Source organism: Apibacter sp. B2966, from assembly GCF_011082485.1.
Taxonomy (GTDB): Bacteria; Bacteroidota; Bacteroidia; order Flavobacteriales; family Weeksellaceae; genus Apibacter.
In genome coordinates, this window is the sequence record NZ_CP049714.1 from 1,308,513 (window position 1) to 1,322,577 (window position 14,065).

Below are 14,065 nucleotides of genomic sequence, written 5' to 3' on the forward strand. Positions count from 1 at the left end.
CAATGGAAACACAAAAATTTTCATATGATAATAAAATTACAAAAGCGTTTGCCTATGCCACTATACTTTGGGGTATTGTTGGTTTTATAGTCGGACTTACTGTAGCCTCATTATTATTCATACCGACATTACCTGAATTTTTCTTTGGTACTGAAGGAGCCGATTTAGCCAGATCTCAAGGCTTTTTGGGATATGGAAGATTGAGAATGCTTCACACCAGTGCCGTTATTTATGCGTTTGTAGGTAATGGATTTTTTACAGGGTTTTATTATGCTACCCAGCGATTATTAAAATCTCGAACCAATGATCTGTTAAGTTGGATTCATTTTTGGGGATGGCAATTAATTATCGTTTCTGTAGTAATTACCTTCTTAATGGGAATCAATACATCCAAAGAATATGCAGAGCATGAATGGCCGATTGATATTATGGTAGCCATTATCTGGATATTATTCGGATTGAACATGTTTATTACCATTGCTAAAAGAAGAATCAGTCATATGTATGTTGCCATTTGGTTTTTTATAGCTACTTGGGGTGGAATTACCTTGTTGTGGGTATTTAATAACTTGGCAATCCCATTAGATTCAAATATTTTACGAGCAAAAAGTTACTCTATATATTCAGGAGTTCAAGATGCCATGGTGCAATGGTGGTTCGGCCACAATGCAGTAGCATTCTTCTTGACTACTCCTATCTTAGGATTAATGTATTATTATTTACCTAAAGCTGCCAATAGACCGGTTTTTTCTTACAAATTATCTATTATACACTTTTGGTCCTTAATATTTGTCTACATGTGGGCCGGTCCTCACCACCTATTATATACCTCTTTACCTGCATGGGCACAAATGCTGGGAACCGCATTTTCCATCATGTTAATAGCACCTTCTTGGGGAGGTATGCTTAACGGGTTATTAACCCTACGAGGTGCATGGGACAAAGTACGAGAAGATCCTATTCTTAAAATGTTTGTTGTGGCAGTAACTTGCTACGGTATGGCTACATTTGAAGGCCCTTTATTGGCTACTAAAACATTAAACAAAATCGGACATTTTACCGATTGGGTTATAGGACACGTGCATTTAGGAGCTTTAGGATGGAACGGTTTCATCATTTTTGGAGTTATTTATTATATCATCCCAAGAATATATAAAACCAATCTATATTCTGTAAAATTAGCCAACTGGCATTTTTGGTTAGGAACTATGGGAATCATCTTATATGTTATCCCTATGTACATGAGTGGTTTTACTCAAGGCTTAATGTGGAAACAATTTAATCCGGATGGAACTCTTGTTACAAAGAATTTCCTTGAAACCGTTACATCGCTAAGATATTTCTTTATATTTAGATTTATTGGAGGGGTACTTTATCTTTCAGGAGCTATATTATTAGTTATAAACATTATTGCAACTGTTAGAAAAGGTACATTTATAGCTAACGAAGAGGCAGAAGCTCCTGCTTTACATGTTTCTCCGGCAAAAGGCCCGAATGAAAAAACGCATTCCTGGTTAGAAAGAATGCCTCTATTCTTCTCTGTTTTAGCAATAATTGCTTTGGCAGTTGGTGGAGCCGTGGAAATTTTACCAACCATATTCGTTAAATCCAATATACCTCAAATAACAAGTGTAAAACCCTATACCCCTTTAGAATTGGAAGGACGAGACTTATACATCCGTGAGGGTTGTAATGCCTGTCATTCCCAAATGATACGTCCTTTTAGAGATGAAGTAGTTCGATACGGAGAATATTCTAAAGCAGGAGAATACGTATACGATAGACCTTTCCTTTGGGGATCTAAAAGAACCGGACCTGATTTACACAGAGAAGGAGGAAAAAATCCGGATTCATGGCATTTTACACACTTATTCGACCCTAGAGAAACTTCTCCCGGATCCATTATGCCTAGATATCCGTGGTTAATTTATAACGAATTAAATGTCTCCAAAACTAAAGAAAAGTTAGAATTAATGAAAAATTGGTTCAATGTTCCTTACGAACAAAAGGATATTGACAATTATAAATCAAATATGGAGGCTCAAGCAAAAGAAATTGCAGCCAGTATATTTACAGACAGACCCGACTATAAGGCCGGTTTTGATGCCTCTGCAAAGGCTGAGGGTGCTAACTTTGTTCCATTGGAAAAAAGGGAAATTGTAGCTATAATTGCTTATTTACAAAGACTTGGTGTTGATATCAAAAAAACACAGGTAGAAACGGCAAATAATTAGAAAAATGCTCAAATTTTATAATAAAATAATTGCAGGAGTAGATAATGCCATAATTTATCAAAGCTTAGCTCTTCTGCTTTTTGTCTTATTTTTTCTTGGAGTAACTTTTATGGTAATGAACAAACCAAAAAATTACTATAACGATATGAGCAATCTACCCTTGGAGGATAATGAAAAAAGAACTAATAATATAAATACTAAATGATCATATGAAACCTAGAACACCCTTTGTCATAAATGCTATCTTATCGGTATTTTTAATTACCGGTGCATTTTACATGTTCTTGCAAAACTTTGATTTCATCACAAATCCTATATTTTTAGCCACTATTGCCATTTCTTTTGTGTTATTACTTATTAACAATTCTTTAAATGCTTTAATAGATGCTGAAAAATTTAAGTTACTCTCTGACAGTGAAAAAAAGGACTATTTAGAACTTTTAAAAACCCCTTATTTAACTCGACTTTGGAGAGACGCATTCAAACAAAGCAAAGCAGAAGAAACCGGTGAGATTAAATTAATAGATCATGGGTATGACAATATAAAAGAATTGGATAATCAATTGCCTAGATGGTATATAGGTTTATTTGCCGTAACTATCACTTACGGTGTTGTGTATCTTTTTTCCTATGCATTTACAAGTTTTGCGCATCCGGATGTTGAATATGAAGAAGAATATAAAACTCAGATGGCTGAAATTGCCGAATATGAAAAGATAGCTCCTCAAGCCACTATAGAAACTGCTCAATTTAATCCGGATGCAGTAGCAGATGGAAAGGTAATTTATGAACAAATTTGTAAAACTTGTCATGGCGAGGGAGCTAAAGGACTTTCCGGACCTAACCAAACGGATGATTATTGGATTAATATTCAAGAAGAATACAATAATGCAAAAGAAGACTCTGAATTTAAAAATATTTTTTATACAGTATGGAACGGTAGTAAAAATAATCCTACCATGAGAGCATTCGGAGCGACCGGAGAAATAAAAGGAAATGATATTGTTAAAGTGGCAAGTTACTTGTACCAACTTAATAAAAATTCCCCTAAAGATTCTGAAGGCCGTTCAGTAGATAAAACCGCCAAAGAACCTCAAGGTAATTTAGCCCCTTGGTCCAAAGCATATAAAGGGGGATCCGGTACAGCTGAAGCACCAACCGAAACAACTCCCCCGGCTGCAAATACGCAAAACTCATCAAACTCAGAGAAGTAAAATAAAAATTATATAAAAGTCTGTTTAGTTTCAATTGAAGATTAACAGACTTTTGCTTTTTAAATATAATTTTACTCTTTTTTATAAATGTATAATTTAAAGAAACAAAGTATAATTATAGATATTAAACTTAATAATTAACTAAATAAACAAAACATTATGTCTCAGGAAACGGAGGATAAAAAAATTCCTGACCTTGAACAACAAAAGGAAGAATTCAGAGAGAACCTTGCTACTGCAGACGTATCAGGAGAAAGAAAATGGGTTTATGTCCGAAAGCCTCATGGCAAATTCACAAAATACAGAGATATAGTCAGTGCATTCCTTCTCATCATTTTGTTTATATTTCCATTTGTTAAAATCAATGGAAATCCTATTTTCCTATTTGATATATTAAACAGGCAATTCTATATATTCGGAGCTTATTTTTCCCCATCCGATTTCTATCTTTTTGGTATAGGTTTAGTGACAACCACAGTTTTCATCATTGTATTTACCGTGACTTATGGGAGAATTTTTTGCGGTTGGATATGTCCACAAACTATATTTATGGAACATGTTTTCAGGAAAATTGAATTTCTTATCGATGGAGACAGAAATATGCAAATTCGCCTCGACAAACAAGAATGGAACGGCCAAAAAATTAAAAAAAGAATTTTAAAATGGTCCATCTTTTTAATTGTTTCTTTACTAATATGTGCTGTATTATTTTCCTACGTTTTAGGCACCGATGAGATACTAAAAATTTTTAAAGAAGGTTTTTCAAAAAATGTCACAGTATTTATAGTATATATCATATTTACCACTTTATTTTATTTTGTATTTGCTTGGTTCAGAGAACAAGCCTGTACTTTTGTTTGTCCATATGGCAGACTTCAAGGGGTACTAATTGATAAAGACACGATAAATATTGCTTATGATTTCGTGAGAGGAGAAGGTACTGCCGGGAGAGCAAGTTGGAGGAAAAATGAAGACAGAAAAGCTTTAGGAAAAGGTGATTGTATAGATTGTAAACAATGTGTTGAAGTTTGTCCAACGGGTATTGATATAAGAAACGGAAGTCAATTGGAGTGCGTGAACTGTACTGCTTGTATTGATGCTTGTGATATGGTAATGACCCGAATGAAAATGCCAACAGGTCTAATTAGGTACGCTTCGGAAAATATGATTGAAAAAAGAACGGATTTCAAATTTACTCCGAGACTAATTGCCTACACCATAGCTTTATTGGTTTTGACATCGGTTTGTATATCATTATTGTTCATTAGATCAAGTGTGGAAACCAAATTTTTAAAAATTGTAGGTACTCAGTTTACTATCGAAGAACAATTGGTTGTTGATGAATATCAATTTATATTTACTAATAAAACTACAGAAAAGAAAAAACTAAACGTAAAAATACTTAAACCCAATCATGCAAGTATAACTTTAGTAGGATATGGTACACAATTTATCATACAACCTAAACAAACTCTCAAAGGTACAGCCACTATTAAAATTCCTCAGTCTGATTTAATTAAAACCAAAGAAGAAGTAATTATTGGTATCTTTGACGAAAATGGTAAAAAAGTAGATGAGTATAAAACTAATTTTATTGGTCCGTCTAAAATCCGATTTTAATTATGAAATTTAAATTTACTTGGGGGCACGGGGTTATTTTAGCACTTGCCTGCTTTATTATATTTATTTGTACATTGATATTCACCATTGAATTTTCAAAGAATACTTTTGACCTGGTAACAGATAATTATTATGAAGAAGAAATAAATTATCAAAAAGAGATTGATGCTACCAACCATGCTGCTTTATTACAAGAAAAACCTAAAATTGAAATATTACCTGAATCCGGCATTAAAATAATCTTTCCAAAAGAATTTAATTATACTAATACCACCGGAAAATTTAAACTTTTCAGAGCCAATTCTCAAGCTTTAGATATTAACAAGAAAGAACTTGATTTATCTCCTTCTAATACCATATTAATTCCGTCTAAAGTTTTAGTAAAAGGAAATTATACATTAAAATTATATTGGGAAAAAGAAAAAACTAACTATCAGATGGAAATACCGTTAACATGGAATTAGATATCGTTTACTTATATACAGCACTTAGTTTAGGATTATTGGGGGGATTTCATTGCATAGGAATGTGCGGCCCGATCGCTTTTTCCATCGGGTTGGATGCTACTAATAAATTTAAATTCTATACACAGAATATTTTATATCAATTGGGAAGAATAACCACTTATTCTTTATTAGGAGGCATTTTAGGAATTGTGGGTAAAAGCTTTAATATAGCCGGATATCAAAAATACATATCTATCTTTGCCGGTATTCTATTAATTCTCATGGTACTATTACCGGGAAAAACCACTGAAATAGGAGATAATTTCAGACCGATAAATAAGTTCATGATTAAAATTAAACTATTTTTAGGTAGATTTCTTCAAAGGAAAGACAATACTTCCCGATTTCTTACCGGAGTACTTAATGGATTTCTTCCTTGTGGAGCTGTTTATGTGGCTTTAACTTCTTCGATTGCTGCCGGTGGAATTATTCAAGGTATGCTATTTATGGCCGTTTTTGGATTAGGGACATTTCCTTTCATGTTCATAACAACATTAACCGGTAAATTTATTGGAGCTAAAGTTAGATTTAAGATTCTAAAAATATTTCCTTATTTTATAGTTTTAATAGGTATTTTATTCATACTAAGAGGATTGGGGCTAGGCATTCATCTATTGTCCCCCTCAGATAAAGCTTTAAAATTGGAACAAAGATCACATGCGAAAAGTTGTTGCCATTAAAACGGTTTCCTTTAAAAATAATCTTTCTTTTTTTAAAAATAAAAAAATAGTAACTTCGCACCATTATGGGGATGATTTCGAATATTGGAGCATATTCTTTCTTAATGGCAAGGGTTTTTAAAAAACCCCAAAAAAGAAAAATTTTCAGAAAAAATTTACTTAGAGAAATAAATGATTTAGGAGTTAATTCCGTGGGTTTGGTTGCTTTCACCTCTTTTTTTGTGGGTGCAGTAGTTGCCATTCAAATGTATAATAATTTCAAGACATCCTCTTTCCCTATTCCTGATTATTATGTGGGATATGCTACCAAAGTGGTTCTTATACTGGAATTTTGCCCTACAATAATTAGTGTTGTATTAGCCGGAAAAGTGGGTTCTTTTATTGCATCGAGCATCGGTACTATGAGAGTAACCGAACAGATTGATGCTTTGGAAATCATGGGAGTAAACAGCCCATCGTATCTAATTCTTCCGAAAGTGGTTGCTTCTTTATTTTTTAATGTAATCTTAATCATGATTAGCCTTTTGATGGGCATTCTGGGAGGTTATTTTGCGGGAAGTTTTTCAGGAAGCTGGGCCCCGGTAGATTATGTTCAAGGACTTCAAATGGCCTCACCTGATTTCTTTATTTACTATTGTTTTATAAAAACTATCGTATTTGCCTTTATCATAGCAACAGTACCTTCTTATTATGGTTATACCGTAAAAGGTGGTTCATTGGAAGTTGGGCGTAATAGTACTTCAGCTGTTGTATGGACAACAGTCCTTATCATCATCACAAATTTAATGTTAACTCAACTTTTACTAGATTAAACAATGATTTCAGCAATAAACGTTACTAAATCATTTGATGGAGTAGAAGTCCTTAAAGGGATTACTACTACTTTTAAAAAAGGAAAAACAAATTTAATTATCGGACAAAGTGGTTCCGGAAAAACTGTTTTTCTTAAATGTCTTCTTGGCTTATTTGAACCTACTTCCGGACAAATTCTATACGAAAATACAGATGCATCCAAATTATCTGTTTCTGAAAGGCAAAATTTACGAAGCGAAATAGGAACCGTGTTTCAAGGGAGTGCCCTGTTTGATTCCATGACTGTTGAACAAAATGTAAAATTTCCTCTTGAAATGTTTGCAAATATATCTGAAAAAGATATGAGGGAACGGGTAGATCAAGTATTAGAACGAGTAAATCTAACAAATGCGCGTAAGAAATTTCCATCTGAAATTTCCGGAGGAATGCAAAAAAGAGTAGCTATTGCACGTGCTATTGTTAATAATCCAAAATATTTATTTTGCGATGAACCAAATTCAGGTTTAGACCCTCAGACTTCTCAAATAATAGATAAACTTATTCATGAGATTACTCGTGAATACGACACAACTACTATTATAAATACGCATGATATGAATTCTGTTCTTGAAATAGGTGAAAATATAGTTTACTTAAAAAACGGAGTTAAAGAATGGGAAGGAGATAAAAACTCTATCGTAACTTCTGATAATCAAGCTTTATTAGATTTCGTATTCTCTTCAAAAATATTTAAAATGGCTCGTGAAGCCATGCTATATCACCAAAATAATAAAAAGTAAGAAACGAAGAAATATTATTCTTTTGAAGATTTCTTACTTTCTTCCAATTTTTTAATATTTTCTAAATAATCCTTAATTTTTTGGTCATTATTTCGGGGACATACTAATAGTGCTTCTGAAGTATCCACAATTATAAAATCCGTGAGTCCATCAATAATATATATTTTATTCGAAAGGTCTGTTTTTATGATGGTATTACTGGTATCGTATGTATAAATATTGTTGCCGTGTACTGCATTTCCTTCTTCGTTTTTATTAAAGTTCTCATATAATGCACTCCATGTACCTAAATCACTCCATCCGAAAGTAGAAGGAATTACCCAAACATTATCAGATTTCTCTAAAATGCCATAATCAATTGAAATTTTTTCAATTTTAGAATAAATTTTTTCTACAGCCTCCGGTTCTTTATCTGTATTATATTCAGGGATTATAGATTCAAAAGATCGATACATATCCGGAAGATATTTTTGATAAGAACTTAGAATACTTCGGCTTGACCAGATAAAAATGCCTGAATTCCATAAAAAATTCTTACTTTTTAAGAACTCTTTAGCCGTTTCAAGATTCGGTTTTTCTTTAAAGGATTTCACTTGGTAAAGTCCCTCTTTGCCTTCTTTAACGTACTCAATATATCCGTATCCGGTGTCTGGTCTTGTAGGAGCAATTCCTAAAGTTACCAATATATTATCTTGACTAGCATGTTTTAAAGCGTTTAATACATTAGTAACAAATTGATTTTCATTGATAATTAAGTGATCTGAAGGAGCAACGATAATACTTGCATCCGGATTTAATTTATGGATTTTTTCTGCCATATAAATGTTACAGGCAGCTGTATTCATCATTTTGGGTTCACCGATAATTTGGTTTTTGGAAATATCGGGTAATTGACTCAATGTAAGATCAACGTATTCTTGGTTGGTGATAACAAAAATATTTTCTTTTAGGATAATTTTACTTAATCTTTCAAATGTTTGCTGAATTAACGTTTTCCCTGTACCTAAAATATCATGAAACTGCTTTGGGAATTTTGTGGTACTTATTGGCCAAAAACGACTACCTATACCTCCGGCCATAATTACACAATAATAATTCTTATTCTTTGTCATAAAACATTTATTTCAGTAACCGGAGCATTCTCCGCAATCAAATATCTTTTACCTGTATTTTTTTCAATGCAAATATAGCGAGTTTTTGATTTCTTTAATTTATAAAAAAATTTATTATTAATTTTAAATAAAGCATTTACATGTAAATCTTTCAATAACAACGCATTCGGATCTTGCTTTCTTATAAAATATTCAGATAATTTTTTATCTGCATAAAAACTTGCTTTGGGATTCTGCATAAAAACTTTCAATATCACTTTTAATTCTTCTTCATATACATCAATACTTTCAGAAATCATTTCAGAAAATGTTTTTTTCCACTCTTTACCATGAGGTTGAATTCTTCTGGAATACAAATCAAAAGCTTTTAAATGCGCTATTTCATGGGTTAAAGTTAAAAAACATAACGATTTCAACATACCCGAATTTACTGTTATTATATGAGGATTACCTTCTTGTGGAACTCTATAATCTCCTAATTTAGTTGATCGTGGTTTTTTTATAACCAAATGAAACCAATATGGTTCCAGCCATTTTTCAATATAAGCTATTGCTTCCTTTGGGATATGGGGATTTAATTTTGAATAATCTACTTTTTTAGAAGTTTCCACTATATTTTTAAATATTTCTGTAAATTTTCTTCAAAAGTAAGCCTTTTATATTAAATAATGGAATATAACGACTAGATACCTTTCTCAAGAAAGGTAATTGTAAAAAATATTTTTAAGACTTATAACTTTAAAAATATCTATCTTTGTGAATTAGATTAATATCAAAATATGGAAACATGCAGTTCTTGTAGTTCGGGAGAACTACCTAAAGGATGTAAAAATAATGGAGCTTGTGGAACTGGAAATTGCAACAGTAAACTTTCTGTATTCAATTGGTTATCCGACATACACCCCCCTACTCAAAAAAATCAACCCCAATATATTGAAGTACGATTTAAAGACGATAGAAAAGATTTTTACCTAAATGATTCTCATTTACCCCTATCAATTGGCGACATAGTTGCTGTGGAAGCTAATTCAGGACATGATGTAGGGATTGTATCTTTAACCGGAGAATTAGTCAAAATCCAAATGAGGAAAAAAAAGGCTAAAATTGATGAACTGTTTAAAGTTTATAGGAAAGCATCTCAAAAAGATATTGAAATTTGGCAAAACTATAAAAACAAAGAGCACTCGGTTATGCTTGATGCGAGACAAATTGCCAGGAGTTTGGGACTTCAAATGAAAATTTGTGATGTAGAATTCCAAGGTGATGGGTCAAAAGTTACCTTATATTATACGGCAGAAGGCAGAGTAGATTTTAGACAGTTGATAAAGGAATATGCTATGTCCTTTCGCTCAAAAATTGATATGCGGCAAATTGGTTACAGGCAGGAAAGTGCCAAAGTGGGAGGAATTGGATCCTGTGGGCGAGAGTTATGTTGCTCTACTTGGCTGACAGATTTCAGATCTGTTAACACTGCGGCGGCAAGATATCAACAATTATCCATCAATCCGCAAAAATTAGCCGGACAATGTGGTAAATTGAAATGTTGTCTTAATTTTGAATTAGACACCTATGTGGATGCCTTAGCTGATTTTCCTTCCAGCCAAACTGTATTAGAAACTGAAAAGGGAAAAGCATATTGCATTAAAGTGGATGTATTTAGAAATCAAATGTGGTTTACTTATACTGATAATTCTATTTCTTGGTATCCTGTAAATATTTATGAGGTTAAAAAATTAGTTGAACTTAATAAAAAAGGTGTAACTATTAAACCATTAGATGAACTTCAGGAAAAAGAAGATTTAAAAGTTGATTTAATTGAAGAAAATAATTTGAATCGATTTGAAAAAAAATCGAAATCAAATACTAAACGGAAATCCAAAAATAAAAATCAACAGCGAACCAATTCAAAAAATACAACTGAAAAGCCTAAACCAAAAGCTAAAACTAATACTAACGTTCAATCAAATTCAAATCAACCCAAAAAAAGAACTCCTAAAAAACCTAAATAATTTTTTAGAACAATTTTAAATGAAAAAATTTCTTTTTATATCTCTTTGCTCAATGCTTCTTTTCATAAATTGTAATCATAAGTATGAATACTCACAAATGAAAAGCATCAATAATTCTTGGAGTAAAAAAGATACTTTAAATTTTAATTTTACCATTAAAAATGCTTCCGACAAAAAAAATATAAACTTTATAGTAAGGAATAATGAGGATTATCAGTTTAGTAATCTCTATTTATTTATTAAATTAAAAGAAGGAAAAAAAGTTATTAGTACCGATACCTTAAATTATATATTAGCTGATAAAACAGGAAAGTGGCTTGGTTCGGGCATGGGATCCATTAAAGAAATTTATTTTCAATATAAAAAAGATTTCTCATTTACTAAAAACGGGGACTATACACTTTCCGTTGTTCAAGGAATGAGGAAAGACACTTTAAAAGGAATTGTAGACTTTGGAGTAACTATTGAATAAACTTACCATAGAATATATATTATGGCATTAACAAATAAAAATAAGAATAAGACCAATACTATAAATAAAATAAATAAATCTAATACCACTAAAAAATTTATAAGAAAATTTTTTATATGGTTTTGGGGATTATTTTTTGCCGGAATTTTATCATTTGCTTTACTTTTCTTATTAACGATTTATGGCTTTTTTGGAGAAATGCCCAATGTTAGAGATTTGGAAAATCCGGATATATTTGTTGCCTCTGAAATTATATCTGCAGATGGTGTTGTAATTCAAAAGTTTGAAAAAGAAAAAAGAATCCCGGTAGAATATCAAGATTTACCTCCCTACCTTATTTATGCTTTAATGTCTAAGGAAGACGAACGTTTTCCTTACCATTCAGGAGTTGATAAAAAAGCTTTATTCAGGGCTGTTTTTTATGGTGGAAAAAGAGGGGGTGGTAGTACTATTACCCAACAGTTAGCTAAACTTCTTTTTACGCAAAAAGATGATGACGAGGGTAACTTTTCTTACAAAGGGGTATCGCAAAATAAATTTCAACGAGCTTTCCAAAAAATAAAGGAAATTATAATCGCGGTTCAACTCGAAAAATTATATACTAAAGATGAAATCTTAACTCTTTATTTAAATAAATTCGATTTTTTATTTAATGCTAATGGTATTGCAACCGCATCCAAGGTATATTTTAATAAAAATGTTAAAGATTTGGATCTATCACAAAGTGCCACATTGGTAGCTATGTTAGAAAATCCGGTGGTAAACAATCCTAAAATTAATCCTGAAAATGCTAAAAAAAGAAGAAATGTTGTCTTGGGCTTGATGAAGGACCAAGGTTACATTACTAAAGCAGAATTCAATTCGATTAAAGAAACCCCTATTGAGCTTAACTACAGACCGGTAAAAGAAATTGGCGAAGGATATTCCGCTTATTTTAAACATGCGTTAAAAAAGGAAGTAAATGCCGTTTTAAATGATTATGAAAACCAAACAGGAAAAAAATATAATCTTTATAAAGACGGACTAAAAATATATGTAACTCTAGATTCAAGAATGCAAAAATATGCTGAAGAAGCAATTGAAAAGCATTTAAAAAATCTTCAAAAATCTTTTTTCAGAGAGCAAAAACAAAGGAAATATGCTCCTTTTTACACTTATCCGGGAGATCCTAAAATTGATTTTTTATACAATAAACTCATGACAGATGCCATGAAAAGAACCGGAAGGTATAAAAACCTGAAAAATAAGGGATTATCTGATGAGGAAATTGTAACGGAATTCAAAAAACCAATCAACTTACAAATCTTCACATGGAAAGGCGATAAAGATACTTTACTATCTCCTTGGGATTCTATAAGATATCATAAACATATTATTCAAGCCGGACTAATGGCAATGGAGCCTCATTCGGGAAATATAAAAGCATGGGTTGGAGGAATCAATTGGAAACATTTTCAATACGATCATGTTAAACAAGCACGTAGACAGGTAGGTTCTACATTCAAACCTTTTGTATATGCCACAGCCATTAAAAACCTTAATTACACCCCTTGTACACAAGTTTCAAATGCAACTTATACCAAAGGTAAATGGACAGTTGCCGGTAACGGCGCTTCTATGCCTTTAAAAACAGCACTTGCCTATTCCAAAAATGCGGTAACAGCAAGGTTAATTGATGCTACCGGATATGATGCAGTTATAAAAATGGCCAGAGATTTAGGAGTTGAAAGTCCTATTCCCAGAAACAATACTATTGCCTTAGGATCTGCAGACTTAACCATTTATGAAATGGTTGGAGCCTATAGCACTTTTGCAAATTTTGGGAATTATACCAAACCTGAAATGGTTTGGCGTATTGAAGACAGCAACAATAAAGTAATTAAAGAATATCAACCACAGGTAAGAGAAGTTATGAATGAAATATACGCTTACACTATGATTGAATTAATGAAAGGGGTAATTGATCAAGGTACAGGTCGAAGAGTCAGAAGTATGGGTATTGATGCTGAAATTGCAGGTAAAACAGGAACGACCAATAAAAATGCCGACGGATGGTTTATAGGAATTGCTCCTAAATTAGCTACCGGCATATGGGTTGGATGGGAAGACAGATATGCGCATTTTGAATCAACTTCCATTGGTCAAGGAGCAAGTATGGCTTTACCTATTTGGGCCTATTTTATGCAAAAAATATATGCTGATCCTAAATTGGAAATAACCCAAAAAGATAAATTTGCCAGACCGGAAACTATGAATGACAATTTTAGTTGTGATGATTTGGCTTCTTACGGTGCTTACGACGGAAGTTATTCTTCAGATGAGAATGGAACGTATTATAATAATTCATCGAACGAAAACCATGGTTCTAATAAAACGGAAAATATAAATCGAGATGCCAGAAAAAAAGATACGGTGAATTTTGATAAATAAATAATAAAAAAGTTAATTCACTCTTTATTTTACATTAAAAATAAGTTGATAAACTTTATTATTATAAAGAGCATTTTTTTTATTTTTTTTGTATTTGAGATAAAAATTAGGGATTGCACTCAAATAAACATGATAAACAATCCATAAAATAATCTCATCTAACTAATATCTGTCACATTATGTTAACACAAAATTA

Annotated in this window: 12 protein-coding genes; 10 read left to right on the plus strand and 2 right to left on the minus strand. The window is 32.1% G+C overall.

Features of this window, described 5'->3' with window-relative positions; translation table 11 throughout:
* Positions 1-2 precede the first annotated feature (2 nt).
* The 7 genes from ccoN (at position 3) to G8C43_RS05675 (ending at position 7,846) form a co-directional block, all read left to right on the plus strand.
* Positions 3-2,234, plus strand: coding sequence for a cytochrome-c oxidase, cbb3-type subunit I (gene ccoN / locus G8C43_RS05645; protein WP_166004686.1), 2,232 nt, complete (start codon positions 3-5; stop codon positions 2,232-2,234).
* A gap of 209 nt (positions 2,235-2,443) precedes the next feature.
* Positions 2,444-3,448, plus strand: coding sequence for a cbb3-type cytochrome c oxidase N-terminal domain-containing protein (locus G8C43_RS05650; RefSeq protein ID WP_166004688.1), 1,005 nt, complete (start codon positions 2,444-2,446; stop codon positions 3,446-3,448).
* 159 nt (positions 3,449-3,607) lie between these two features.
* Positions 3,608-5,068, plus strand: coding sequence for a cytochrome c oxidase accessory protein CcoG (gene ccoG / locus G8C43_RS05655; RefSeq protein ID WP_166004690.1), 1,461 nt, complete (start codon positions 3,608-3,610; stop codon positions 5,066-5,068).
* 2 nt (positions 5,069-5,070) lie between these two features.
* The gene (locus tag G8C43_RS05660) at positions 5,071-5,532 is read left to right on the plus strand and encodes a FixH family protein (protein WP_166004692.1); all 462 of its coding nucleotides are present in this window, start codon (positions 5,071-5,073) and stop codon (positions 5,530-5,532) included.
* Positions 5,523-6,254 (plus strand): sulfite exporter TauE/SafE family protein, encoded by a 732-nt coding sequence (locus G8C43_RS05665; protein ID WP_160541696.1) that lies wholly within the window; start codon positions 5,523-5,525, stop codon positions 6,252-6,254. Before G8C43_RS05660 ends, G8C43_RS05665 begins: the two co-directional genes overlap by 10 nt.
* A gap of 65 nt (positions 6,255-6,319) precedes the next feature.
* The gene (locus tag G8C43_RS05670; protein WP_166004694.1) at positions 6,320-7,066 is read left to right on the plus strand and encodes an MlaE family ABC transporter permease; all 747 of its coding nucleotides are present in this window, start codon (positions 6,320-6,322) and stop codon (positions 7,064-7,066) included.
* Between the two features lie 3 nt (positions 7,067-7,069).
* Positions 7,070-7,846 (plus strand): ABC transporter ATP-binding protein, encoded by a 777-nt coding sequence (locus G8C43_RS05675; protein WP_105296789.1) that lies wholly within the window; start codon positions 7,070-7,072, stop codon positions 7,844-7,846.
* Positions 7,847-7,860: 14 nt separating this feature from the next.
* Here G8C43_RS05675 and G8C43_RS05680 read toward each other — a convergent pair whose 3' ends face one another.
* Together G8C43_RS05680 and G8C43_RS05685 are read right to left on the minus strand one after the other, a co-directional pair.
* Positions 7,861-8,958: a mannose-1-phosphate guanylyltransferase gene (locus tag G8C43_RS05680; RefSeq protein WP_160541695.1), complete on the minus strand. Its 1,098-nt coding sequence runs from the start codon at positions 8,956-8,958 to the stop codon at positions 7,861-7,863.
* Positions 8,955-9,569 carry a SprT-like domain-containing protein gene (locus G8C43_RS05685; RefSeq protein ID WP_160541694.1) on the minus strand — a complete coding sequence of 205 codons (615 nt, stop codon included), beginning with the start codon at positions 9,567-9,569 and terminating at the stop codon, positions 8,955-8,957. Before G8C43_RS05685 ends, G8C43_RS05680 begins: the two co-directional genes overlap by 4 nt.
* Positions 9,570-9,737: 168 nt before the next feature.
* Between G8C43_RS05685 and G8C43_RS05690 the strand changes: the two genes are divergently transcribed.
* Genes G8C43_RS05690 through G8C43_RS05700 form a run of 3 tightly spaced genes read left to right on the plus strand, consistent with a single transcriptional unit; the run spans position 9,738 to position 13,869 of the window.
* On the plus strand, positions 9,738-10,967 hold the full coding sequence (locus G8C43_RS05690) for a stage 0 sporulation family protein (protein ID WP_160541693.1): 1,230 nt from the start codon (positions 9,738-9,740) through the stop codon (positions 10,965-10,967).
* A 52-nt stretch (positions 10,968-11,019) separates the two neighbouring features.
* The gene (locus tag G8C43_RS05695) at positions 11,020-11,439 is read left to right on the plus strand and encodes a gliding motility lipoprotein GldH (protein WP_255448996.1); all 420 of its coding nucleotides are present in this window, start codon (positions 11,020-11,022) and stop codon (positions 11,437-11,439) included.
* A 21-nt stretch (positions 11,440-11,460) separates the two neighbouring features.
* Positions 11,461-13,869, plus strand: coding sequence for a penicillin-binding protein 1A (locus G8C43_RS05700; RefSeq protein ID WP_166004696.1), 2,409 nt, complete (start codon positions 11,461-11,463; stop codon positions 13,867-13,869).
* Positions 13,870-14,065 lie beyond the last annotated feature (196 nt).